This window comes from Methylorubrum suomiense (genome assembly GCF_022179765.1).
Lineage (GTDB): Bacteria > Pseudomonadota > Alphaproteobacteria > Rhizobiales > Beijerinckiaceae > Methylobacterium > Methylobacterium suomiense.
Map to the genome: position 1 here is coordinate 112,737 of NZ_BPRE01000001.1, position 25,032 is coordinate 137,768.

The following is a 25,032-nucleotide window of genomic DNA, read 5'->3' on the forward strand; positions in this document are numbered from 1 at the left end:
GCCATCACCACCGCTCCGGCAGATCGACATATTCGCGCCGCCGCACTCGATCGACCTCGGGCGCGTCGGGTGTGCCCTTCCAGACGATCGCCTGCGGACCGTTGGAACGGAGCGGGTAGGTGGCCTGATCGGCGTATTCCGCCTCGTAGCGCTCGGACGGCCAGCGGATCGCGTAGCCTTCCGCTTCGGGTGCGTAGAGCGGGTTGAGGTGGAGCTGCGCGTCCGGAGGCGGCAGGGTGATGCCGTCGATCACGGCGCGCGGCGCCGGACGCATGCCGGGGCCCGCCACGACGGAGAACGCCTCGCAGGTCTTGAGATGGCCGGGCTCCTGCGGCTGCGGCGCGCGGGCCTCGACCAGGGCGCGGGTCAGCTCGGCATCGTCGTAGACCAGGGCGTCGGGGAAGAGTTCCTCGATCTCGGCGGACGAGATCGCCTTTCCGGCGGAGAAGCCGGGACGGCCGCTGTTGTGGATATGGCTCACGGCGAGCCAACCGTCCTCGCCCGCGGTCTTGCGCAGGCAGGCCAGCACGCCGGGCTTGTCGTCGAGGAAGTAGAAGGCATCGTTGCAGATCACGAGATCGACCGGCGCGTCGGCGATCGGCCAATGCGGTGAGGCGGCGTCGAAACAGACGAACTGCGCCTCCTCGCCGACGACCCAGTGCCGGGCGACCCAGAGCTTGGCGAACACCACGTCGCCTCCGGCCACCTTCACGTCACGGCGCTTCAGCTCGCGCAAGTAATGGCCGATGCCGCAGGCCAGTTCGAAGGCGCAGACCGGAGCGTTCCAATGCGCCTCCAGCAGGCTCAAGCCCGCCAGGAAGGTCGGGTCGGTCCAGCGGTTGACGAAGTAATCGCCGACCCGGCCCCACCCCAGGAGATCGACCGCCCCGCGCAGGGTCGTCGTCTCGCGCTCGGCGATGAGCCGGCGCAGATCGTCCGGATCGGCTGGCGGACCGGTCCACCAATCGTCCTGATCCGCGAGCAGCAGGATCAGCGCCTCGTCCTCGCGGCCCGCATCAAGGGCTTCGAGCGCCACCGCGATCAGCTTTTCACGGCCGGTGCGCAGATACGGGATGCCGTCGATCACCGGCCAGCGCGCCCCGGTCTCGACGTCGCGCAGGGCATGCGCGCCGTCGGCCTTCAGCGGATGACCGGTCACGGGGGAGAGCAGATCGAAGGGGATCATGGCCGGAGCAGCCGAGGGATGCGCTGTGTCACGGAATCCGCATATCGGTCAGCACGCGATCCTGGAAAGCCTTCACCGGCCCGGCATGGACCAGTTCCATCTCGCCCAGCACCGTGTCCATGGTGAGCGAGGCCGCCCGCAGATGCTGGGCGATCTGCAGGACGCGGTCGATGGAATCGGCGGCGTGGAAGGCGCGTCCCTCCGCCGTCGCGTCGTCGGGCAGGACGAGGCGGGCCGCCGCCACGGTTTCCCGCAGCTCCGATTCCAGTTCGTCGAGCGCCCATTGGGAGCAGCGTCCGACGATCGGCCAGAGGTGATCGCCCAGCAGCATCTCGCCGGTGAAGCCGGCATCCGGCATCGCGGCGTTGTGGAAGTGATGCGCCATCGCGGCGAGGAACACGGTGGTCGGATCGGCCCGGTAGAACGGGCTGAGCAGGACACCGTAAACCGCCACGACGAGGCAATGCTCGGCGTGGTTCTCCGGCGGCTCCAGCAGGATGCGCGGCTTGCCCGGACAGGTCACGCCCGCCCGCGGCTGCTGCGCGAGCGCACCGACGAAGGCGGGCACGGGCCCGGCCGGCAGATCGGCCGGGCGGCGCAGGGCATCCCGCAGGCGCTCCCGCAGCGCCGGATCGAGCGGCTCGGACACCGCGTCGAGCCCCGCCACGAGGATGTCGGACGCTTGAGTCTCGTCGAGGCCCGCTGCGGCGAGAAACGCCGCGTCGAGATCGCAGAGTCGCGCGGCCGCCAGCGCCTTGGCGGTGATGTCGAGGGCGACGGTTTCGGGGCGCGCGCCGCCGGTCAAGGCCGACCAGCCCTGGGCGAACAAGCGCTCGGCGATCGAGCCGTCACGACCCGCCGAGCGGACTCGCTTCAGGTCGCCCAGCTCGACGAGGAGGTCCCGCAGCGCCAGGGGCGCCGCGGGCTCGATCTGAGAAGAATCCGCCACGGGCGGGACTTCCTCAGTGCACGCCCAGCCAATCGAACAGCATCCGCTGCTGCTTGCCGAAATCGTGCTCCGGTCCATGACCGTTCTTGACCATCGGCGCCTTGAAGAAGGTCGAGAGCTGCTCCTGCACGCCGCCGTCGCCGCGGGTCTTGGCGAGATCCAGCACGCGGGCGATCTCGATGACCAGCGGAGCGGCCAGGATCGAGTCCTTGCAGAGGAAGTTGACCTTGATCTGCATCCGCTGACCCATGAAGCCGGTGACGTCGATGTTGTCCCAGGCTTCCTTGTCGTCACCGCGCGGGCGGTAATAGTGAATGTGCACCAGATGGTCCTCGACCGGGTAGCCGAGGATCGAATCGAGCACGGTGCCCTTGGTGTTGAGCTTGGACTGGAGCGAGTCCTTGTCGTTCAGCGCCAAGCCGTCGCGGTTGCCGAGGATGTTGGTCGAGAACCAACCGTCGACATGGAGCGCGCGGGCCTTGAGCGCCGGCGCCAGCACCGTCTTCATCATGGTCTGGCCAGTCTTGCCGTCCTTGCCGGCGACCGGCACGTTCAGCTCGCGGGCGAGCTCCAAGAGGGCCGGCACGTCGGCGGCGACGGAGGGGGTGAAGTTGGCATAGGGCACGCCGCTCTTGATCGCCGCATAGGCGTAGAGCATCGCCGGCGAGATCGACTCGTCGCTCGAATCCAGCCCCTTCTCGAACGCTTCCGAGGAGTTGAGCACCGCCTGCGACAGGTCGGGCCAGCGCTCGGTCGAGGCGAGATTCACCACGACGACGTCGTCGAGGTTGCTCTCCTTGCGGAAGCGGTTGAGGTCGTTGGCGATGACCGAGACGGCCTCGCGGTGGTCCTTGGCGACGATGCGGTTGCCGCCATCGATGTTCTTGCAGAACTTCGCCGAGCCGACCGCCGGCCAGGGAGTGATGCCCTTGAGCGCCTGGGCGCCGTTCTCGATATCCTCGCGGGTCAGCACGCCGTGACCGGTGGCGGCGGAGGCGAGGTCGTCGCCATTCAGGTCCCAGCCGCCGAACACCAGATCCTTGTAATCGGCCATGCCCGGCACGGGCACACCTGCGAGCGGCAGGCCGTCCAGACGGTTCGAGCCGGACTTGATCGTCTCGATTCCGGCGATGGCGGTCGTCGCGACCGCACCGCCCATGCCAACGAACGCCACTCCGACGCGTCGACCGGTCTGAATGCCCATGTACCCGACTTTCTGCTGTGTGGCGCTGACGCCTTAGGATGAACCCTAACTGGCCGCCGCGCGGCCCATGACAACTAGGGTCCCGGTAGAGCGTTCCGGCGGTCTGAGCGCCTTGTTTGACGCAGGGGGACGTCGCAGGGGGGCCCGCGATATCGTTAAAATAACGTAAACACAGTGGCTTAACGGCCCATTAACGCGACCACGTTTGTATCACGAGGTGGTCCCATTGTGGTCACACCCGGCGGCGAAACACCGACCGGTCAAAAGAAGCCCGGCCGAAAAGAACGCCGAGGCACCAACAAGGAAGACCGATGGGGGTTTACCCGGAGCCGGCGCACCGCGCCGACGACGTGAGCCGACTCGTGCCTTGCGGGTCGCTCGCTGATACTGGCGCCGTCGCGCGTCGCAACGCGTCTCGGGCCGGCAATGCCGCCCGCCTCTCGCTCGCGGTGTTCGCGGGCCTCCTCTTGCTCTCCGTCCCGCGCGCGGCCGATGCGTCCTTCGAGAGCGAGTCCGCCAGGATGCCGGCTCCGTCGATTCCGGCCCTGGTGCGGGCCGACCTCCGCCCGGCCGGCGCCGAGCCCGAATGGGGCGGAGCGGCTCTCCTCGACCAGGACGACGCCGTGACCACGCCGATCCAGCGCATCCAGGGTGCGATGACCGGATCCCGCGAGGGCGAGGACACGGTGCTGCGCTTCGGCGACATGAGCGTTCCGCGCGATCTGGCGGCGACCATCGTTCGGGCCTCGGAGGCGACCGGCGTGGATCCCGTCTACATGATGGCGCTTGCCGACAAGGAATCGAGCTTCGACACCGACGTGAAGTCTTCCGCCTCCTCGGCTCAGGGGCTGTTCCAGTTCGTCACCGGCACTTGGCTGGAGATGATCCGCACTTACGGCGCGCGGTACGGACTTGAGACGGAGGCCGCCGCCGTGAAGGGTCGCGGCGGGGCCATCACCATCGCCGATGCCGGGCTGCGCAAGCGCGTGCTCGACCTACGCAACGATCCCTACGTCGCCGGTTTGATGGCGGGCGAACTGATCAAGCGCGACCGCGCCCGCATCGAGGCCCGGATCGGACGCGCCCTCAAGACAACCGAGCTCTACCTCGCTCACTTCCTCGGCACGGCGAGCGCCGGCAAGTTCCTCTCGCTCAGCGCCGAGGATCCGGACAAGGTTGCCCAGAAGGTGTTCGGCCGCGCCGCGCGGGCCAACCGCTCGATCTTCACGGCCAAGGCCGGCGGCAAGCGCCGCAGCCTCACGGTGGCCGAGGTCCACGAGCGGCTCGACGGCATGATCGATCAGCGGATGAACCAGTATCAGGCCATCGCCGCCTTGGCCGGCCAGCCGCAGGAAGAGGTGTCCGACACCCCGATCCTTGATGCCCGCCTGCGCCTCGACGGGGTGGTCGCCCCCGCCCTCGCGACCCACACGGTGCAGTGATCCCTCGGGCTTCCGGGGGTCGCGCCACGTCCTGCCGAAGCCCGGTGCCCTCCCGGCGTTTCCCGTTGCCGAGAGTGCCGCAGCGCTCAATGTCCGACGGGCGCCTGCCCGCCGGGCTTGGTGCTCTTGAGGAGGAGCGCCAACGGCACCGCCGTCATCGCCATGATCGAGAGCACCTTGAACACGTCGATATAGGCCCAGAGCGCCACCTGGGTCTGGAGCTGCTGGGCGATCCAGGCCAGGGCCTGCCGTTCGGCATCCGGCCCGGCGAAGCCGCGCTGCGAGAAGTAGGCGGTCGCTTGGCCGAGGGTCTCCCGATAGGCGGGCTCGACCGAGGAGACGTGCTCGCCGAGGCGGCTCTGGTGGAATTGCTGGCGATAGGCCAGCGTGTTCTGGGCGATGCAGACCCCGATCGAACCGCCGACATTGCGGGCGACGTTGATCAGCGCCGAGGCCTGATCGGTCCGGCCCTTGTCGATGCCCTGATAGGAGGCCGAGGTGATCGACAGGAAGATCATCGGCAGGCCGATGCCGATATAGATCCGCGACCACATGAAGAATGAGAAGCTCGACTGGCCGTTGAGCCGGGTGAGGTCGAGCATACCGACGGCGATGACGCAGGCGCCCGTGGCGATCAGCCATTTCGGCTGGATGAAACCGGACAGGCGCCCGGCCACGAACATCATCACGACGGTCACCGCCCCGCCGGGACCGAGCACGAGGCCGGACAGGGTCGCGGTGTAGCCGTAGAGCTCCTGGGTGAGCTGGGGCAGGAACTGCGTGGTCGAAATCAGGATCGCGCCGGTGGCGAGCATCACGAGGAAGCAGGCGCCGAACTGACGCCGTCCGATCAGGCGCAGATCCACCACCGGATTGTCCCGGGTGAGCAGCCAGGGGATCATCGCCGCGAAGGCGAGGCCGGCGATGAGCGCGAAGGTCACGATCAGGTTCGAGCCGAACCAATCCTTCCGCTGGCCCTCGTCGAGCACGACCTCCAGCGCCCCGAGAAAGGTCGCGACCAGCAGGAAGCCGACGAGATCGAAGCGCACGCCCTGTTCCCGAAGGCGCCGACGTTCCGCCACCGCCTTCGGCGGATCCTCGATCACCCAGTACATCAGGCAGAGCGCGCCGAGGCCGATCGGGCCGTTGATGAGGAAGCACCAGTGCCAGGACGCGTTGTCGGAGAGCCAACCGCCGATGGTCGGCCCGATGGCGGGTGCCACGACGATGGCGACGCCGTAGAGGGCGAAGGCCTGGCCCCGCTTCTCCGGCGGGAACGAGTCGGCGAGGATCGACTGGGCCAGCGGCGCCATGCCACCGCCGCCGAGGCCCTGGAGCACGCGGAAGAAGAGGAGCGATTCGAGGCTCCAGGCGAAACCGCACAGGATCGAGGAGAGCGTGAACACCCCCACGCTCCAGAGGAAGAACGCCTTGCGACCGTAGCGCTTGGCGAGGAAGCTCGATGCGGTGAGCGTGACGGCGTTGGCCACGAGGTAACTCGTGACGACCCAGGCCGCTTCGTCCGGCCCGACGGCGAGGCCGCCGGAAATGTAGCGGAGCGCCACGTTGGCGATGGTGGTGTCGAGCACCTCCATGAAGGTCGCGAGCGCCACGACGACCGCGATGATCCACGGATTGTGTCCGCCCGCCGCTGTCGCGGTTCCGTCGGCGGCGGTCGCCGCGCTCACCGGACCCTCACCGTCGGCACGATCGACATGCCGGGTCCGATGGCCACGTCCTGCGGCCAGTTCTCGACGGTGATCTTGACGGGGATGCGCTGGGTCACCTTCACGTAGTTGCCGGTGGCGTTCTCCGCCGGCAGCAGGCTGAAGGCGGTGCCGGAGCCGGGCTGCACCGAAGCGACGTGGCCGCTGATCGCGCGGCCCGGATAGGCGTCGATCTCGATCTCCACCGGCTGACCGGGACGCATGTCGGTGACCTGCGTCTCCTTGAAGTTGGCGACGACCCAGATGTCGTCGGGCACGAACATCGACAAACTCTGCCCGGCTTGCGCGTATTGCCCCCTGGCGCCGGTCAGCCGGACGACGCGGCCCGCCTGCGCCGCGGTGAGCGTGGTGTAGCCGAGGTTCAACGTCGCCTGGGCGCGCTGGGCCTCCGCCTGGGCGAGGCTTGCCTTCGCGCTCGCCTTCTGCGCGTCGAGCGCGCCGATCTGCTTCTGCGCCGCGACGACGCTGGCCTTGGCGCGGCCGAGATTGGCCTGCTGCTGCTGGAGGTTCGAGGTCGATTGCTGCGATTGCTGGACCGTGCCGGCGCCGCGCTGGGCGAGCGTGCGGTACCGATCGGCGTCCTCGTTGGCGAACTGAAGCGCGGCCTCGGCCTGATCCACCTGCGCCTTCGCCACGTCGATCTGGGCTCGCTGCGCCTCCACCTGCGCGTCGATGTTGCGGATCGAGGCCTCCGCCGCCGCGACTTGGGCGTTCGCCTGATCGAGGGCGATGCGATAATCGCGCGGGTCGATCCGGAACAGGACGTCGCCGGGCACCACGTGCTGGTTGTCGGTGACTGGCACATCGACGACGTAGCCGGAGACCTTGGGGGCCACCGCGAATTGCCGCGCATCGACGAAGGCATCGTCGGTCGACTCGTAAGGGTGGATCGCCGAAAGCCAGTAGAGATAGCCCGCCACCCCCAGCACGATCAGGACGATCCCACCGAGGACGAACCAGAGCGGATGCCGCCGCAGGATGTTGGGTCGCTTCTCTTCGGGTTCGGTGTCGTCACCCTGAGAGGCGGACGCGTCCTGGGACGCGGCTTCGCCGCTCTCCTTGAGCGCGCGCGACTCGTCCGAGCCGGGCGCGCGCAGAGTCTCGTCGGTCCGGGCATGGCCGGACGGGGGCTGCCGTTCGTCGAGCATCGTTCATGGAGCCTGCGCGAGGGGCCGACTCGCCCAGGCTCGCGCGAAAGAAAAAAGCCACCCGCCTCACGGGATTAAAATCGAATCCGCCTTCCGGTTCCGCTTCTGCGATGTCGCGGTGCGGAACGAGGCCGCGCAGGGCAGCGTTCAGCGAAGGCCAATCCCAGGGAACGACCCCGGGAACCATGGAGACGGCGCCATGACCTCCGGCCCCTCCCCGCTGCCCCCCACCTCGACCTCCGGCGTGCCTCTCGTCGGCACCGCACGCCTCGACGCGATGAGCGCGATGCTCGCCCGCAACTGGTGGCTGGTGGCCCTGCGCGGGGTGCTGGCGATCCTGTTCGGCGTGGTCGCCTTCGTGGCGCCCGGCGCCTTCGTGCTGTCGCTGGTGCTGTTCTTCTCCGCCTACATGGTCGTGGACGGGGCCTTCGCCATCGCCGCCGCGATCCGGGCGGCGCAGCGCCACGAGCGCTACGGCTTCCTGCTGCTCGAAGGTCTCGTCGACATCGCCGTCGGCGTGGCCGCCTTCCTCGTGCCGGCGGCCGCGGTCTGGGCTTTCGTCTACCTCGTCGCCTTCTGGGCGCTGCTGAGCGGCAGCCTGATGATCGCGGCGGCGTTTCGCCTGCATCGGCATTACGGGCGCTGGTGGTTCCTCCTCGGCGGAATCGTCTCGGTGCTGTTCGGAATTCTGCTCCTGATCAATCCCGGAATCTCGGCCCTGGTGCTGACATGGTGGCTCGGCGCCTACGCGTTCGCCTTCGGCGTGGCGTTGCTGATCCTCGCCGTCTCCCTGCGGGGCCGTCACACCGGATCGGTCGCGCCCGCACGGCCTTGACCGGCGGATGACGGCAGCCCGGCGTGTCCTTCCGGCCACCGGGTTCGTTGCTGCGCGGCAGCCGGGGCTTCCCCCGTAGCCCGAGCCCTCGTCCCTCCGCTAAGGTCGACCTCGGGGTCCTCGATCGGGGGAGTTGCGGGCGTGAACGGGTCTCGATGACGGCACAGGGACCGGACAGCCCGGACGGCGCGGGACGCGATCGAAACGACGCGCAGGACGCTGCCCGCGAGGCGGCGCGGACCGCGGGTCTGCTGGCACGCCAGCTCGGTCGTCTCGCGGGCAGTGCCGGCCGCAGCCTCTGGCGGCAGAGCCGGGACGCGGCGCGAAAGGCCGGTACGGCCGCCGGATCCGCGGCGGACGCCGCCGCGCCGATCTTCCGCCGCGACGGCAGCCCGGCCCGGACACGAGCCCCGGAGGAGATGCCGGCGCGAAGGCAGGCGCCGACCCCGGCCCCCGATTCCGGATCGCCTGCGGCCCGCTCCGGGCTCATCGGTCGCCTGCGTCGCCGCCCCCTGATCGCCGTGGCCCTGGTCGCCCTCCTGCTGCCCATCGCGGTGCTGGCGGCCTATGTCCTGGCCGCCTTCGCGACGCTGCCGCCCCTGGGCGGCGTCGTCCCCGAGGCCGGGCAGAGGGCCCTGGTGGTCGAAGCCGATGATGGCCGCACCTTCGCCACCCGCGGCGTCTTTCAGGGCGAGAAGCTGACCGAGAAGACCCTGCCGCCCCGGCTCGCCGAGGCGATCGTGGCGATCGAGGACCGGCGCTTCTACAGCCATTGGGGCATCGACCTGCGCGGATTGATGCGCGCGCTGTGGCGCAACGCCGCCGGTGGCGGCGTGCGCGAGGGCGGCTCGACCATCACCCAGCAATATGCCCGTCTCACCTCGCTCAATCAGGAGAAGACGCTCCGGCGCAAGATCCAGGAGGCGTTCCTGGCGCTGCGCCTGGAAAGCACGATGTCGAAGCCGGAGATCCTGGTCGGCTACCTCAACACCGCCTATTTCGGCGCGGGCGCCTACGGGGCGGATGCCGCGGCCCGGCGCTATTTCGGGCACGGCGCGCAGGGGCTGACCCTGCCGGAGGCCGCGATGCTGGCGGGTCTCGTGCGCGCGCCCTCGCAGCTCGCACCGACCCGGAATTTCGGCGGCGCCAAGGAGCGGGCCGACCTCGTGCTCCAGGCGATGGTCGAGACCGGCGCGATCAGCCAGGCCGAGGCCGACAAGGCGCGCAAGGAGAAGCTCACCCTCCACACGCCCTCCGAGACGCCGCCCGGCGCCAATTACTATCTCGACGCGCTTCAGGCCGACGTGCGGCGCCTGACGCAGGAGCCCGGCGACATCACCGTGCGCTCGACCCTCAATCTTGACCTCCAGAGTCTGGCCGAGGGCGTGCTCGCCCGTCGCCTCGATGCGGAAGGAGCCAAGAAGAAGGTCGGCCAGGGCGCGCTGGTGGCGCTCGCCCCCGACGGGGCGGTGCTCGCCATGGTGGGGGGGCGCGACTACGAGGACAGCCAGTTCAACCGCGCGACCCAGGCCAAGCGGCAGGCGGGTTCGCTCTTCAAGCTGTTCGTCTATCTCGCGGCCTATCAGAAGGGCTACTTCCCCGACAGCGTGCTGGTCGACCGCCCGACCCAGATCGGCGAGTGGGAACCGCAGAATTCCAACAACCGCTTCCGGGGGGCGCTGCCGCTGCGCTCGGCCTTCGCGCTCTCAGTCAACACCATCGCGGCCCAGCTCGGCGACGAGGTCGGCATGCCGGCGGTCATCGCCGAGGCCCGCCGGCTCGGCGTCCAGACCGAACTGCCCAACGTTCCGAGCCTCGCCCTCGGCTCGGCGGACGTGACCCTCATCGATATGACCCGCGCCTATGCCGGGGTGTTGGGACCGGGCGTGCCGGTCGAGCCCTATCTCGTGCGCGCGATCAAGGGCGGCGTCCCGCAGCCGCTCTACCAGCGCAGCCCGCCGAAGCCGGGCGCGGCGATGGACGCGCAGGTGCAGACCATGATCCTCGACTCGCTCCAGGCGGTGGTGGATTCGGGCACGGGCAAGGCCGCGCGGGTCTCCGGCGTCGCGGTGGGCGGCAAGACCGGCACCAGCCAGGATTTCCGCGATGCGTGGTTCGTCGGGCTGACGCCGGACATGATCGTCGGTGTCTGGGTCGGCAACGACGACAATGCGCCGATGAACAAGGTGACCGGCGGCGACATCCCGGCCCGCGTCTTCCACGATTTCGTCGAGCGGGCCCAGAAGGTGCTCAAGGGTCGCAAGCGCCCGGCCCCCTCGGCGGCGCGCGCCGAGACCGTGCCGGCGACCGCCGTCGCCCCGGCACCTGCTCCCCCCCTGCCGCCCGCCCCGATCCCGAATGCCGGCGGCGAGGTGCGCGGCGTGCCCGAAGTGGTCAACACGGGCACCCTCTCGATTCGCGGCCGCACGGTGCGCCTCCTCGGCGTCGTCGGCGAAGGCGGGGCGCTGGCCCGCCAACTCGCCCGATACCTGAGGCGACGCGAGGTGGTCTGTTCGGGAGAGGCCGAGATGCGCTGCCGCCTCGACGGCGACGACCTCGCCGCCCTGATCGTCACCGCCGGCGGGGCACGGGCGACCGAGGACGCGCCTCCCGACCTCATCGAGGCCGAGGATCAGGCCCGCGCCGAGCGGGCGGGCTTGTGGCAGCGGGAGCGCTGAGGGCGCCCGCGCCGAGACCGTGGAAACCGCCGTCGCGGCCTCGGCACCGTGAGCCGGCCTAAGCCGAAATTAACTTACATCAATCAGCGTATGCCCGGACTGAGCAAAACCCGAGGCAGAGAAAGTGACGATCGTCGCCGATACCCGCATCCTCCTGAAGGTCGTCCTGCCGTTCGGCTTCCTCGTCGCGACATCGATCGGATCCGTGATCGTCGCCGGTCAGACCCTGGATACCGTCGTCGATCGGATCCGCCACCTCACCGATGTTCAGGCCGTGCGCCAGGAGAACATCCTGCGGACTCAGATCACCCTCGCCGAGGCGACGATTCAGAACCGCAACATCATCATCGAGACCGATTTCGAGAAGAAGGGCGACCACAAGGTCCGCCAGGAGAAGGCGATCCAGGCAGCCTATGCCGCAATCGACCGGCTGATCGAGCTCTCGGATGATTCGGAGCGCCGTGCGTACAACCAAGAGATGCGCCGGTCGGCCCAGACCTTCTTTGAAATCCTCATGCGCTCGACCGAGCTCGGCCTGCGCTACGACAGTCTCGGCGCGACGAAAGTGGCGCAGGAAGAGGGTGCGCCGGTCCGCGCCCAACTGCGGCAACTGATCGACGATCATATCGCCCGGATCGATCGCGAGATGCAGGCCGAAAAGCAGGCCGTCATCGACGAGACGTCGAGCGCCCGGACGATTCAGATCGTCGGCTCGACTTTGGCGCTGCTCCTGGCGCTCGCCCTCGCGGCGGCCATCGTCGTGTTCGGCATCACCCGCCCCCTCGCACGGCTCGTCGCCGTCCTGCGCCGGATGGCCGAGGGGGAGATCGAGGCGAATATCCCGGAAGCGCGACGGGGCGACGAGATCGGTCAGGTCGGCCGCGCCGTCGAGCGGATCAAGGACATGGTCGCCCGTAAGGCCGCCGAGGAGGCCGAGCGGCGCCAGATCGCCGATACGGCGGCGGCGGAGGCGCGGCGGCGCACGATGATCGAGTTGGCGGACCGGTTCGAGCAGGCCGTCGGCGGCATCGTCGGCATCGTGTCGGATTCTGCCACCGAGCTTCAGGCCACCGCCTCGACCATGAATGCGACGGCGACCGAGACCGCGAGCCAGGCCGGCACCGTCGCCGCGGCCGCCGAGGAGGCGGCTGCCAACGTCAACACCGTCGCGGCGGCGGCGGAGGAACTCGGCGCATCGGTGGAGGAGATCGGCCGGCAGGCGTCGAGTTCCGCCGCACTGGCACAGGCGGCGGTCACCGCGTCCGGCGACACCTCGGCCATGGTGCACGAACTCGACGGGGCGGTGGCGCGCATCGGCGACGTGGTCGGCCTGATCTCGTCCATCGCCGGACAGACCAATCTGCTGGCGCTGAACGCCACCATCGAGGCGGCGCGGGCCGGGGAGTCCGGGCGCGGCTTCGCGGTCGTCGCGGCGGAGGTGAAGGAACTCGCCGGCCAGACCGCGCGGGCGACGGAGGAGATCGCCCAGCAGATCGGTCGCATCCAGAGCGCGACCGGTCAGGCGGTCTCGGCGATCGGCGGCATCACCACCCGCATCCGCGACATCGACAATGTGGCCGCCGGCATCGCGGCGGCGGTCGAGCAACAGGGCGCGGCGACGCGGGAGATCGTCCGCAACGTGGCCCAGGCCTCCGCGGGCGCCTCCGCGGTGACCGGCAACATCGCGGGCGTCGCGGGTGCGGCGGAAGAGACCGGTGCGGCGGCGATGCAGGTGCTCGGCGCGGCGGGCGAACTCTCGCGCCAGTCCGAGCAGCTGCGCGGCGAGGTCGCCCGCTTCCTCGCCACGGTGCGGGCGGCCTGACCGCCGCGCCGTCCTCCCCCCGAGGGACATTGCTTGTGACCGTCCGACCGCTCCCGAAAGCCGGGGCCGCCTTTCGCGTTGATCGTCTAACGGAACGGCGGCTCGTCGAAGCTCCGGAGCTTGCGCGAATGCAGCCCGGCCCGATCGGCGCGCAGCGTGTCGAGGGTGGCGAGGCCGATCTGGAGATGCTCGGTCACGGCCCGCTCGTAGAAGGCGCTGGCCGAGCCCGGCAGCTTGATCTCGCCGTGGAGCGGCTTGTCCGAGACGCAGAGCAGCGTGCCGTAGGGCACTCGCAGGCGGAATCCCTGCGCCGCGATGGTGCCGCTCTCCATGTCGACGGCGATGGCCCGCGACAGGTTGATCGGCCGTCGCTCCTGGCTGAAGCGAAGCTCCCAGTTGCGATCGTCGTAGGTGACGACGGTGCCGGTGCGCAGCCGCCGCTTGAGAGCCTCGGCCCGTTCCCCGGTCACCGCCGCGGCGGCCGATTGCAGGGCGATCTGCACCTCGGCGAGGGCCGGCACCGGGATGTCCGGGGGCACGAGGTCGTCGAGGATGCGGTCGCGGCGGAGATAGCCGTGGGCCAGCACGTAATCGCCGATGGTCTGCGATTGGCGCAGGCCGCCGCAATGGCCGACCATCAGCCAGCAATGCGGGCGCAGCACCGCGAGGTGGTCGGTGATGGTCTTCGCGTTGGAGGGACCGACGCCGATATTGACGAGGGTGGTGCCCTGCGGTGCCCCATCCGGCCCGCGGGCGACGAGGTGGTAGGCCGGCATCTGAAACCGGTGCCAGGGCGAGGCGGCGATCAGCGCATCCGGGTCGGCGCCGGCCGCATCCCCGCGCGAGACCGTCACGCCGCCCGGCAGGACGAGGCGTTCCCCCTCCCCCGCGGCCAGACGGTCCAGCGCGTGGCGGACGAAGTTATGGACGTAGCGGTGGTAATTGGTGAGCAGGATCCAGGGCTGGATCTCGCTCCAATCCGATCCGGTATAGTGGACGAGCCGGCGCAGCGAGTAATCGGTGCGGATCCCATCGAACAGGGCGAGCGGACGCGGCTCCCCCGGATGCTCGACCCACAGCCCGTCGGCAACCTCGTCGCCGACGACGGAGAGGAGCGGCACCGGGAACAGGGCGGCGAGATCGCTGGCACTGACGCCGCTGCCGCCGAGATCGGTGCCGGGCTCGACCACGTAGGGGTAGGGAATCTCCTGGGCGGACAGGCCGACCTCGATCGCCGCGCCGTAATCGCGCACCAGCGGGCGCAGCTGCTCCAGCAGGTAGGCGCGGAAATAGCCGGGCTGGGTCACCGTGGTGGCGTAGAGGCCCGGTGCCTGGAACTTGGCGGTGGCGCGCTCCAAACGGGGCAACGGTCCCGTCGGCCGGTAGGACAGGCGCAGTTCCGGATAGCGGAACCGCAGCCGCTCCTCCGGGGCGGGCGGCTGGCGCGTCTCGAGGTAGCGCGCGAGCGCGGCCCGGAGCGCCTGGGTCGCCCCCGTATGCAGGGCTTCCAGCCGCTCGACGGCGGCCTCCGGATCGGCGATCGCCTCCATCGGCCGCAACTCGTCGCTGAGCATGCCCCCTCCCCTTCGGCTGTGGCGACCTCTACATCGGCCCGGGCCCTGCGGCGGACAAGCCGCTCGGGGAGGGACGGCGAGCGGGCGACGGCGCATGAGGGACCAGACCGCAATGCATGAAAATGCCGAGCGCCGCCCCGGCGAGGAGACCGTCGCGCTGCCCGAAGGCTACGATGCCGGGCTCTACTTCATCGGCCGGGTGCGCACGCCCTGGGCGAGCCGGGCCGAATGCCCGAAGAACGGCCGCCAGACCGAGGCGGTCTGCACCCTGGAGGTCGATCCGCGCTACCGTCCCGGCCTCCAGAACGTCAGCGGGGCGACCCATCTCATCGTGCTCTACTGGATGGACCGGGCCGCCCGCGATCTCGTGCGCCAGCAACCGCGTCACGCCGAGGGCAGCCGCGGCACCTTCTCCCTGCGCTCGCCCGCCCGGCCGAACCCGATTGCCCTGTCGGTGGTCGAACTTCTGTCCGTCGCGGATGGGACGCTGAGCGTGCGCGGCCTCGATTGCATCGACGGCACGCCCCTTCTCGATATCAAGCCCTACTACGCCACCACCGACAGCCGACCCGAGGCGCGGGTCGATCGGGTCGGCACGCAGGGAGAATCCTGAAGACCGGGAATCGCCGACAGACTGGAACAATTCCGCACCTATTCAATCTTCAGCCGGCCGGAATCGCAAGATATAGACATATACCAGACTAAATGCCAAGCCGTGTTAAGGTGTTATTTATAATTCCCAGACTTACTGATGACCATCGGAGACTACGATGGCTTTGGCAGCGACAACATTCCGGCCCCGTGACGAGCGCCCGCTCTCGTGGAGGGGGGCTATCGCCGAAGCCATGGCCGCACCACGCCTAATGGCGACGATGCTCGACAGCGTCATCGATGCATGGCCGGAGGAGGTCTATGCCCAGCCTTCCGTGGCCATCCGCTTCCTGGGGCAGCGCGTCACCTATATCTGCGAGCCACGCCTCATTCGCAGCCTGCTCGTCGATCAAGCGGACGCACTGGAGCGCGAGAACTCCATGTTGCGGGCGCTCACCCCGGCCTTGGGCCTCGGCATCCTCACGGCGGACGGCGCCTCTTGGCGGGGGCAGCGCCGGACCGCGGCGCCGATGTTCCGCCCCGACCGAATCCGCAGCTTCGTCCCGGTCATCGCGGCGGCAGCCGAGGCCACGCGCCGCCGTTGGCAGGAGACGGCCACGGCGGAAGCGCCCGTCACCGACATCCTGCCGGAGCTGATGCGCACGACCTTCGAGGTGATCGTGGCCACCATGATCTCGGGCGATTGCGAGATCGCGGTCGCCCCCTTCGGCCGTGCCTTGGACGACTACATCGCCCAGACGCCGTGGAAGATCGCCCTCGCCCAGTTGAACGCGCCGACCTGGATGCCGCATCCCGGTGCCCGCCGCGGTGCCACGGCCGCGCGCTTCATGCGCGACGAGATCGCCCGCACCATTGCCCGGCGGCGCGCCCGCGGCGAGACCGGCGGCGATCTGCTCGGCCTGCTGCTGGAGGCGCGCGACCCCGAGACCGGCCTCGGCCTGTCCGAGGCCGCCCTGATCGACAATCTCCTCACCTTCGTGAACGCTGGGCACGAGACGACGGCTCTGGCCCTCGCCTGGACGCTGCGGCTCCTCGCGGCGCATCCGAAGATCGAGGCACGCATGCTCGCCGAGATCGCCGGGCTCGGCAAACCCATCGCCGAGGATCCCACGGGCGTCGAGCAACTGACCTACACGCGGCAGGTGCTCATGGAATCCATGCGGCTCTACCCGCCCGCCCCCCTGATCGTGCGTCGCGCCACGGCCGAGGTGCGGCTCGGTGAGACGCGCATTCCACCGGGTGAAGTCATCCAGATTCCGATCTACGCCCTGCACCGAAACCGTGCGCTGTGGGACCGGCCCGACACGTTCGACCCCGACCGCTTCGCCCCGGCGATTCAGGCGGGGCGTGATCGCTACGCCTACCTGCCGTTCGGCGCCGGCTCGCGGGTCTGCATCGGGATGGGGCTCGCGATCACGGAATGCATCGTCATACTCGCCGCGCTCCTGCCGACCTTCCGCTTCGTGCCGGACCGCGACGCGATGCCGGAAGCGCAGTTCCGCATCACCCTGCGGCCCCGGGGCGGCATGCCCATGCGCGTGGTTCCGCGTCGTGTCGGCTGAGAACGAGACCACCGCCGGGCCGCCGGAACGCGCGGCCGACGAGGGCTGGCTCGCCCACCGATTGCGCTGGGCCCTCGCCGAGCCGGCGCCGGAGCGCTACCGGCAGCAGATCCGGGCCGATCTCCTCGACGAGACCCTGAAGCTCGCCAACATCGCTGCGATCACGCATCTGGCCCTCGCGTTGGCCGTCTCGGCCCTGTTCTGGGACAGCGCTTCCCCGATCTACCTGTTGGGATTTTCCGCCACGGTGGCCACGGTCACCGGCTTCATGGTCTACGCCAATCGGCTCTACCGGAGGGGCCATGCGGCAGGGCTGTCCAAAACCTGCGTCACCCTCGGTTACCGCATCGCCGCCGCCATCTCCGCCGCGCTCGGCGTCGCGTGGGGGACAGTGCCAATGATGCTGTTCGCCTCCGCCGACGACAACCAACGACTGCTCATCATCGTGGCGGTGGCCGGGCTGATCTCGGACGCCTACGTGTTCCGGCCGCTCTTGGCCGTGTCGCTCCTGTTCGCAGTGCCGCTCATCCTCGGCAGCTTCGCCGGTCTCGTCCGTGCGGGCGAAGCGGTCCTTCTCGGCATCGGCCCCATGCTCGCCGTCTATGCGGGGTTCATCCTCGCCAGCGTCGCACGGATGAGCCGGCTGTCGCAGGAGCGCATCCTCGACCGGCTGCGCGTCGAGGACCAGAGCCAGACCATCGGCCTTCTGCTCAACGAGTTCGAGGCCAGCACCAGCGATTGGCTGTGGGAGACCGACGAGACGGGGCGTCTCCAGCACGTCTCGTCGGGGATGGCTCAGGCCCTGGGCCGCCCGGAGGCGGACCTCCATTCCGGAAGCCTCGCGATGCTGCTCGGAGGCACCACGAAAGAGGAGGGAGACGGGACGCCCGAGATCCTGGCGTGCCTCGAGGCCCGCGAGCCGTTCCGCGAGCGCCTCGCCGCCGTGACCGGTCCCGGCGGCCTGCGCTGGCTGCGCCTCAGCGGCAAGCCGTTCCAGGACCGGCGCGGCAGCTTCGCGGGCTTCCGCGGGGTCGGCTCGGACGTGACGGCGAGCCGCGCCGCCGAGGAGCGGATCGCCTATCTCGCTTCCTGCGACACCCTCACCGGCCTGTCGAACCGCGCCGTCTTCCACGAGGTCGCGGAGGCGGCCTGCCGGGACGCGATGCGCCCGGACGGACCGATGTCCAGCCTGCTCTATCTCGATCTCGATGGGTTCAAGCTCGTCAACGACAGCGCCGGCCACGGCGCGGGCGACGCCCTGCTGCGGCAGGTGGCCGATCGCATCCGCGCGGTCACCGGCGCGGTCACGGACCTCTCCGCGCAGGGATTCCGCCTCGGCGGGGACGAGTTCGCGATCCTGCATCGGGGCGATGGCGCGGTGGCGAAAACGCTGGCGCAGAGCTGCGTCGTCGCACTCGGCGAGCCCTACTGGATCGACGGCGTCCGCGCCGAGATCGGCGTCAGCGTCGGACTCGCCCGCGCGCCTGAGGATGCCGCCGATCCCGAAAGTCTGCTGCGCAAGGCCGATCTCGCCCTTTACACCGCCAAGGAAACCGGCAAGGGGCGCTGGCACGCCTTCGACGCCAGCCTGGAGCGGCGGGCCCATCGCCACCGCGAACTCGGCGTGGCGATGCGGGCGGCGCTGACGAATGGCGAGATGGCTCTGCACTATCAACCGCTGGCGAGCCTGACCGATGACGGGGAGGTGGTGGGCTTCGAGGCGCTGCTGCGCTGGACCCGGCCTGGCGAAGGCCCGATCTCACCGGCCGAACTGATTCCGATCGCCGAGAGCACCGGCTTCGTCATCGAGATCGGCCGCTGGGCGCTGCGCACGGCCTGCGCCGAGGCCGCGACCTGGCCCGACGACCTGCGGGTCGCCGTCAACATCTCGTCGATCCATTTCCGCCTGCCGGGCTTCGTCGACGAGGTCGAAGAGGCGCTCCGGGCGACCGGGCTTCCGGCCCACCGCCTGGAGGTGGAGATCACCGAGACGATCTTCCTCGGAAGCACGCCGACGGTCATCGACAACCTGAACCGCCTGCGCGGCCTCGGCGTCCGCATCGCCCTCGACGATTTCGGCACCGGCTTCTCGTCCCTGAGCTACCTGACCCAGTTCCCGGTGGACAAGATCAAGATCGACCGTGCCTTCGTGCGCGACCTGATCAGCCGCCGCGAATGCCTGACCGTGATCGAGGCGATCATGGTCATTGCTCGCGATCTCGCCATCGACGTGACGGTGGAAGGGGTCGAGACGGTGCAGCAGGCCGATCTGCTGCGGCTCAAGCACTGCAACAGCGCGCAGGGCTTCCTCTACAGCCCGGCACGGCCCGCCGGGGAGATCCCGCATCTCATCGAGGACATCCCGCACCGGTCCCGCGCGATGGTGCCGCGGGCCAACGCCGCCTGAGGGACGCTCGCCCGCCGGCGCCTTCGGACCTGCCGACGATGGCCGCCTCCTATGGCGAGGCCTCGGCCATCGCCTCGAACACGAGGGCGTGGCGGGCCGCGATGGCGTCGACATCCTTGCCGTAGCCGCCGCCGATCACCGCGCAGAGCGGGATGCCCCGCGACCGCGCGAGGCCGACGACGAAGCGGTCGCGGGCCGAAAGGCCGCCATCGGTGAGGTTCAGCCGGCCGAGGCGGTCCTCGGCATGCGGATCGACGCCGGCATTGTAGAAGATCAGATCAGGCGAGAAACCGTCGATCAACGGCGGCAGACGTGCCTCCAGCACCGCCAGATAATCCGCATCGCCGAGACCGTCGGGCAGGCCGATATCGAGGTCGCCCGGTACCTTGTCAGTCGGGTAATTCCGCTCGCAATGGACCGAGAGCGTGAACAGATCGGGCTCGCGGGCGAGACAATCGGCGGTGCCGTCGCCCTGATGCACGTCGAGATCGACGATCAGCGCCCGCCGGATCCGCCCCGCGCCCCGGAGCGCCAGGGCGGCCACCGCCACGTCGTTGAACACGCAGAAGCCCCCTCCGCCCGCGCGCCGGGCGTGATGGCTGCCCCCCGCGGTACTCCCCGCGAGCCCATGCTCCAGAGCGAGACGAGCGGCGCAGAGCGTGCCGCCGGACGACGCGCGGGAGCGGGCCACGACCGAGTCCGTGACCGGCAGGCCGATCGCCCGCTCGATCGCGGGCGGCACCCGCAGCGCCAGAACCGCCGCGACATAGGCCGGATCATGCGCACCGGCGAGCAGCGCCGCGTCGGCGGGCTCAGGGGTCACGAAGCCGTCCGGCACCAGCCCCCGCTCGCGGAGAAGCGCGGCGAGCCGGCCGTATTTGCCCATCGGGAAGCGATGGTCCGCCGGCAGTTCGGCCTCGTAGGCCGGATGGAACACGATCGGCGGCAACGGCGATGGCTCGGGAATGGGCTCTGGCAACGATTCCGACAGGTTCTGACGGGTTCCGGCCTTCGAGCATGTCGGGGGCGGTGTCACACGCCTGATACGGCGGCCCTGCTACGGGCGTGAAGAGGGGCGCCGGAGCGCCCGATGCCGCATGCCCGCATTCCGGGCCTTTGGGAGACGCCCGCATGGCCGCATTGCCGGAGAGCGGCACGCTCGCCGTTTTCGTCCTCTGCGCAACCTTCGCCATCGTGCTCGTCAACCTCGCGAGCCTCGCGGTGGCGGCCGTGCGGATCGGACGGCGCGGCCGACCCTCGATCCTTCCGCCCGGCGTCCCCGTCTCGGTGGTGCGACCGCTGCGGGGCATCGAGGCCTTCAGCGAGGAGACGCTGCGGGCGAGCTTCCGGCTCGATTATCCGGCCTACGAACTGATCTTCTGCGTGGCCGATGCCGCCGACCCGATTCTGCCGATGCTGGAACTGATGCGGGCGGACCATCCCGGGATCCCGTCGCGGCTGATCCTCGGCGACGAGCGCATCGGCGGCAATCCGAAGCTCAACAACTGCGTTCGCGGCTGGGAGGCGGCGCGCCACGACTGGGTGATCCTGGCGGATTCGAACGTGATGATGCCGGCCGACTACATCCAGCAGATGCAGGGGGCGTGGCGCAGCGACACCGGCCTCGTCTGCTCGACCCCGATCGGCGACCGGCCGGACGGGTTCTTCGCGCTCGTGGAATGCGCCTTTCTCAACACCCTGCAGGCGCGCTGGCAATATGCCGGCGAGGCCTTGGGCCTCGGCTTCGCCCAGGGCAAGAGCATGCTCTGGCACAAGCCGTTCCTGGAGGCACGGGGCGGCATCCGCGCCCTCAATGCCGAGATCGCCGAGGACGCGGCCGCCACCAAGCTCGTGCGCGCCGCCGGATGCCGGGTCCATCTCGTGGCCGCGCCGTTCCGCCAGCCGCTGGGGCGGCGCAGCCTCGGCGAGGTCTGGTCCCGGCAGGTGCGCTGGGCACGGCTGCGGCGCGTCACCTTTCCGCTGTTCTTCGCCCCCGAGATCTTCATCGGTGCCCTGCTGCCCCTGACGCTCGCCGCCGTCGTCCTCGGCGGCACCGAAGCGAGCGCCCTCCTCGCGGGAGCGGGCGCGGTCTGGTACGGCGCCGAATACGGGCTCGCCGTCCGAACCGGCTGGCCCCGCTCACCCAGGCTCCTGCTCGCCTTCCTGGTGCGCGATGCCCTTCTGCCGGCGATCTGGGCGAGCGCCTGGGCCCGCACGGCGATCGTCTGGCGCGGCAACCCGATGGACATCCGCACCCGCACCCCCGCGCCGCTCGAGACGGGACCGAGCGCGGCCTGAGCCCGGTTCCGGGCAGACCTGCACCGATCGCGGCCGATCCCGATGGACAAGCCTGCCCGAACGCACATCTAGCTGGCGTGCCGGGTCGTCGCCGCGACGGCCCTTTCCGGAACAGGCGGAGCGCGGGATGGGTCAGGCAACGGAGGGGGCGCAGGGCGTCGCCGTCATCGGCGGCGGGGCCTGGGGCACGGCGCTCGCCAACGCCGCCGCCACCGCCGGGCATCCCGTCACCCTGTGGATGCGCGACGGGGCGGCCGCCGCGCGGATGCAGGCGAGCCGCGTCAACGAGCGCTACCTGCCGGAGATCGGCCTGCATGAGCGGGTGCGGGCGACCGCCGATACGGGCACGCTCGTCGAGGCCGGCACCGTGCTCCTCGTCGTGCCGGCCCAGACACTGCGGGGCGTGCTCGGGGGATTGGCGCCCGTCCTCCGCCCCAACGCGCCCCTCGTGCTCTGCGCCAAGGGAATCGAGCGCGACAGCGACAGCTTCATGAGCGCGGTCGCCGCCGAAATGGTCGGGCCGGAGCGTCCGGTCGCGGTGCTCTCGGGCCCGAGCTTCGCCGTCGATGTGGCCCGTGGTCTTCCCACCGCCGTGACGCTGGCCTGCACCGACGGGCGCGAGGCGGCGCGCCTGTCCGGCCTGCTCTCGGGACCGGCCTTCCGGCTCTATCATACCGACGATGTCCGCGGCGTGGAGATCGGCGGCGCGGGCAAGAACGTGCTCGCCATCGCCTCCGGCATCGTCGCCGGCCGGGGGCTCGGCGAGAGCGCCCGCGCGGCGCTGATCGCCCGCGCCTTCGCCGAGCTGATGCGGTTCGCCCGCGCCTATGGGGGACGGGCCGAGACGCTGATGGGCCTGTCGGGACTGGGCGACCTCGTGCTGACCGCATCCTCGTCCCAATCGCGCAACTTCGCCTTCGGCGAGCGTCTCGGCCGGGGCGCGGGCCCGCAGGAGGCCGCCGGCGGAAAGCTCGCGGAAGGCGCCTTCACCGCCGCCGCGCTGGTCGGCCTCGCCCGCGCCCGCGAGGTCGAGATGCCGGTGGCCGAGGCGGTGGCGGCGGTGGTCGCGGGCGACCTCACGGTCGATGCCGCCATGAGCCGCCTGCTCTCGCGCCCCCTCAAGGGAGAGGTGGAATGAGCGGCCCGCTCCACGCCTTCCTCGCCGGCACCGGCCGCGACGGCGCGGGCCGCCGCCTCGCCGACGTGCTCGCCTTCGGCGATGCCCGCATCGAGGGCGTGCACGACTTCATCCAATGGTGCTTTCCCCTGGCCGAGGCGAGTCGCGCGGTGCCCGGCGCCCCCGTGCTCACCCCCGCGGATGCCGAGGCCATCCGGACCGATGCGGCGGCACGCGCGGGCCTGACGGCCGCCGCCGCCCGCATGGCGCGCTTCTACGAGGACACCGACGGCTGGCTGCGCCCCTACGACCACAATCACCTGCGCATCACCCGCATCCTCACCGCGCTGCGCGACCTCAGCGGCGACGAGGCGGCCCAGGCGTTTTTCGAAACGGTGATGCGGCGGGTGCGAGCGGCCGGTTCTCCGGTGAATGCGGACAGCCTCGCGTTCTGGCAGCGGGCACTCGGTTAGACATCGAGATCCCCATCCACCACCGTGATCCCGGGGCTGCTGCGCGGAACCCGGAATCCCGCCGTGATGCGCGGCGGTATGAGACGTCGCGGCCTATCGCGGATTCCGGGTTCGCCTTCGGCGGCCCGGAATGACGGCCTCAAACATTCGGGACCTCTGCGGTCGCCACCGCCCTCCCGCTTCAAGCGCGGCCGCAATTCCCGTAAGCGGGGGCGTCGTCCACGGAGCCGCCTTCCCCCATGGCCTATTGGCTGTTCAAGTCAGAACCCTCGACCTGGTCCTGGGAGCAGCAAGTCTCGGCGGGCGAGGCCGGAACGTTCTGGAACGGCGTGCGCAACCATCTCGCCAAGAAGCAGATGCAGGCGATGCAGGTGGGCGAACGCGGCTTCTTCTACCACTCGAACGAAGGCAAGGCGGTCGTCGGGATCGTCGAGGTCATCAAGCCCTATTACCCGGACCACACCGACGAATCCGGTCGCTTCGGCATGGTCGATCTGCGGGCGGTGGCGCCGATGCCGCGTCCCGTGCCCCTCGATGCGATCAAGGCGGAGGAGGCGCTGAAGGCGATGATGCTCGTCGTCAATTCCCGTCTCTCGGTCCAGCCCGTCACCGAAGCCGAGTGGACCAAGATCTGCGCCATGGGCGGTTACGCGGGCTGATCGCGCCCGCCACTCACGCGGAGCGCCTGCGCCGCAGGGCCACCATCTGGGCAGCGCCCTCTTGGGCGGATGCGAGCGCCAACCGCATCCTCCGGCGCAGCGGCGGCTCGACATGCTCGGACACGAGCAGCGCGATCAGGATCGCGGCGGTGACACCCGCGGCGAGGCAGACCGGAGCGGAGAGACCGAGCCCGGCCATGAGCCGCATCGTCAGCACGCCGACGACGGTATGGAGCAGGTAGAGCGGATAGGTGGCCAGACCGAGCCGGCGCAGCCGCGGGGCGAGGCCGGGAAACCGCGCGATCAACGGAGCGTTCACGGCCCCCGACACTTGGCAGAGGATCAGAGACCCCAGGAAGATCGCCGTGGCGGCGCCAACCGACGGACTCACACCGAGAAGCGTCGCCACCGTGAACGCGTCGTAACGGATCTGCAGCAGCGCTCCGAGGAGACAGGCGGTGAGTCCGACGAGGCGCGGGATGGTCCAGCCTTGGCGCATCCCGCACCACATCAGGACGCCGATGGCGAAATCGCATCCGTGGGTGATGAGCGTGAGCTTGGCGATGCGGGTGCTGATGAGACGGTCGAGGCCGGGCCAGAGCGGGCTCGCGGCCAGGCACCATGCGGCGGCGCTGACGAGACCGACGGCCAGGATCACCCGCTCGATCTGGTCGCGGCGGCCGAGCATCAGCAGCGCCGCGACGAGTCCGTAGAAGGCGACCTCGATGCCGAGGGTCCAGTACACGCCGTCGATCCAGCGGGGCACGGGAAACAGCACAAGGGTGCGCAGGTAGCGCTCGATCAGCACCATCGGGGCATCCGGCGCGAAGGCCAGAGCCAGCATGAAAGTGACGGTGGCGCAGATCCAGATGCCCGGCATCAGCCGGAGAAACCGGTTGAGGAGGAAGGCGGAGGCGCCGGCCCGTGAGGCCGAATAGGCGATGACGGTGCCGGAGATGACGAAGAAGATCGGCACGCCGATCCATCCGATCGCGCTCACCGGCAGGAGCCAGGGATAGGCCATCGGCCGGCCGAGGAGTTCGGCCGCCTCGCTCGAGGGGACGAGCCAGGCGGTGCAGGCGAGGTGGAACGCCATGACGAGGCCCGCCGCGGCGAATCTCAGCAGATCGAGCCCCATCAAGGGTTCGGCCGAGCCTTCGGATGCGCGGCCAGCGGGCAGGGTGGCGGAGAGCGGCATGACCATTCGGGCCTCCGGTCGAGGCACCGCCGCTCTATGCAGACGAGATAGCCGTCGAACGTCGACGAACACATGTCGCCGACAATAAATCTCCAGCAATCTGAGAATACTACTGAAACCGTGAAGTGCAAGATAAGTGGA

19 protein-coding genes are annotated in these 25,032 nt (G+C 69.9%); 11 read left to right on the plus strand and 8 right to left on the minus strand.

From position 1 onward, the window contains the following. Positions 1-4: 4 nt before the first annotated feature. Genes MFF26_RS00530 through MFF26_RS00540 form a run of 3 tightly spaced genes read right to left on the minus strand, consistent with a single transcriptional unit; the run spans position 5 to position 3,339 of the window. A complete protein-coding gene (locus MFF26_RS00530; RefSeq protein ID WP_137829448.1) occupies positions 5-1,186 on the minus strand; it encodes a class I SAM-dependent methyltransferase in 1,182 nt (393 codons plus the stop codon). 28 nt (positions 1,187-1,214) lie between these two features. Continuing rightward, a complete protein-coding gene (locus MFF26_RS00535; RefSeq protein ID WP_238307446.1) occupies positions 1,215-2,093 on the minus strand; it encodes an HD domain-containing protein in 879 nt (292 codons plus the stop codon). Between the two features lie 55 nt (positions 2,094-2,148). Next, positions 2,149-3,339, minus strand: a complete 1,191-nt coding sequence (locus MFF26_RS00540) for an inositol-3-phosphate synthase (protein WP_137829449.1) — start codon at positions 3,337-3,339, stop codon at positions 2,149-2,151. 311 nt (positions 3,340-3,650) lie between these two features. Here MFF26_RS00540 and MFF26_RS00545 point away from each other — a divergent pair, with 311 nt between their 5' ends. Continuing rightward, positions 3,651-4,781 (plus strand): transglycosylase SLT domain-containing protein, encoded by a 1,131-nt coding sequence (locus tag MFF26_RS00545; RefSeq protein WP_137829450.1) that lies wholly within the window; start codon positions 3,651-3,653, stop codon positions 4,779-4,781. A gap of 86 nt (positions 4,782-4,867) precedes the next feature. Here MFF26_RS00545 and MFF26_RS00550 read toward each other — a convergent pair whose 3' ends face one another. Together MFF26_RS00550 and MFF26_RS00555 are read right to left on the minus strand one after the other, a co-directional pair. After that, complete coding sequence (locus MFF26_RS00550; RefSeq protein WP_238307373.1) at positions 4,868-6,469, minus strand: DHA2 family efflux MFS transporter permease subunit; 1,602 nt, start codon at positions 6,467-6,469, stop codon at positions 4,868-4,870. Next, the gene (locus MFF26_RS00555) at positions 6,466-7,656 is read right to left on the minus strand and encodes an HlyD family secretion protein (RefSeq protein ID WP_137829451.1); all 1,191 of its coding nucleotides are present in this window, start codon (positions 7,654-7,656) and stop codon (positions 6,466-6,468) included. Before MFF26_RS00555 ends, MFF26_RS00550 begins: the two co-directional genes overlap by 4 nt. Before the next feature lie 199 nt (positions 7,657-7,855). Between MFF26_RS00555 and MFF26_RS00560 the strand changes: the two genes are divergently transcribed. The 3 genes from MFF26_RS00560 to MFF26_RS00570 all read left to right on the plus strand — a co-directional run bounded on the left by MFF26_RS00560 (position 7,856) and on the right by MFF26_RS00570 (position 12,991). Continuing rightward, the gene (locus MFF26_RS00560) at positions 7,856-8,491 is read left to right on the plus strand and encodes an HdeD family acid-resistance protein (RefSeq protein WP_137829452.1); all 636 of its coding nucleotides are present in this window, start codon (positions 7,856-7,858) and stop codon (positions 8,489-8,491) included. A gap of 155 nt (positions 8,492-8,646) precedes the next feature. Continuing rightward, positions 8,647-11,169, plus strand: a complete 2,523-nt coding sequence (locus MFF26_RS00565) for a PBP1A family penicillin-binding protein (RefSeq protein ID WP_238307374.1) — start codon at positions 8,647-8,649, stop codon at positions 11,167-11,169. Positions 11,170-11,293: 124 nt separating this feature from the next. Continuing rightward, a complete protein-coding gene (locus tag MFF26_RS00570) occupies positions 11,294-12,991 on the plus strand; it encodes a methyl-accepting chemotaxis protein (RefSeq protein WP_238307375.1) in 1,698 nt (565 codons plus the stop codon). An 86-nt stretch (positions 12,992-13,077) separates the two neighbouring features. Here MFF26_RS00570 and MFF26_RS00575 read toward each other — a convergent pair whose 3' ends face one another. Next, a complete protein-coding gene (locus MFF26_RS00575) occupies positions 13,078-14,565 on the minus strand; it encodes an AMP nucleosidase (RefSeq protein ID WP_137829454.1) in 1,488 nt (495 codons plus the stop codon). 112 nt (positions 14,566-14,677) lie between these two features. Here MFF26_RS00575 and tsaA point away from each other — a divergent pair, with 112 nt between their 5' ends. The 3 genes from tsaA (at position 14,678) to MFF26_RS00590 (ending at position 19,146) form a co-directional block, all read left to right on the plus strand. Further along, a complete protein-coding gene (gene tsaA / locus MFF26_RS00580) occupies positions 14,678-15,178 on the plus strand; it encodes a tRNA (N6-threonylcarbamoyladenosine(37)-N6)-methyltransferase TrmO (protein ID WP_137829502.1) in 501 nt (166 codons plus the stop codon). Positions 15,179-15,410: 232 nt separating this feature from the next. Then, positions 15,411-16,739 carry a cytochrome P450 gene (locus tag MFF26_RS00585; protein ID WP_238307376.1) on the plus strand — a complete coding sequence of 443 codons (1,329 nt, stop codon included), beginning with the start codon at positions 15,411-15,413 and terminating at the stop codon, positions 16,737-16,739. Further along, entirely contained in the window at positions 16,729-19,146 is a 2,418-nt protein-coding gene (locus MFF26_RS00590) for a putative bifunctional diguanylate cyclase/phosphodiesterase (RefSeq protein WP_238307377.1), read from the plus strand. Before MFF26_RS00585 ends, MFF26_RS00590 begins: the two co-directional genes overlap by 11 nt. 49 nt (positions 19,147-19,195) lie before the next feature. Here the strand turns inward: MFF26_RS00590 and MFF26_RS00595 are convergent, their stop codons facing one another. Beyond that, the gene (locus tag MFF26_RS00595; RefSeq protein ID WP_137829456.1) at positions 19,196-20,095 is read right to left on the minus strand and encodes a histone deacetylase family protein; all 900 of its coding nucleotides are present in this window, start codon (positions 20,093-20,095) and stop codon (positions 19,196-19,198) included. A gap of 182 nt (positions 20,096-20,277) precedes the next feature. Between MFF26_RS00595 and MFF26_RS00600 the strand changes: the two genes are divergently transcribed. From MFF26_RS00600 to MFF26_RS00615, 4 genes are all read left to right on the plus strand, one after another. Then, positions 20,278-21,444, plus strand: coding sequence for a ceramide glucosyltransferase (locus MFF26_RS00600; RefSeq protein ID WP_238307378.1), 1,167 nt, complete (start codon positions 20,278-20,280; stop codon positions 21,442-21,444). Positions 21,445-21,571: 127 nt separating this feature from the next. Further along, the gene (locus MFF26_RS00605) at positions 21,572-22,582 is read left to right on the plus strand and encodes an NAD(P)H-dependent glycerol-3-phosphate dehydrogenase (protein ID WP_137829458.1); all 1,011 of its coding nucleotides are present in this window, start codon (positions 21,572-21,574) and stop codon (positions 22,580-22,582) included. Beyond that, positions 22,579-23,034 (plus strand): hypothetical protein, encoded by a 456-nt coding sequence (locus MFF26_RS00610; protein ID WP_137829459.1) that lies wholly within the window; start codon positions 22,579-22,581, stop codon positions 23,032-23,034. Before MFF26_RS00605 ends, MFF26_RS00610 begins: the two co-directional genes overlap by 4 nt. 239 nt (positions 23,035-23,273) lie before the next feature. Further along, a complete protein-coding gene (locus tag MFF26_RS00615) occupies positions 23,274-23,693 on the plus strand; it encodes an EVE domain-containing protein (RefSeq protein WP_137829460.1) in 420 nt (139 codons plus the stop codon). 13 nt (positions 23,694-23,706) lie between these two features. Here the strand turns inward: MFF26_RS00615 and MFF26_RS00620 are convergent, their stop codons facing one another. After that, the gene (locus MFF26_RS00620) at positions 23,707-24,891 is read right to left on the minus strand and encodes an acyltransferase family protein (protein ID WP_238307379.1); all 1,185 of its coding nucleotides are present in this window, start codon (positions 24,889-24,891) and stop codon (positions 23,707-23,709) included. Between the last annotated feature and the right edge of the window lie 141 nt (positions 24,892-25,032).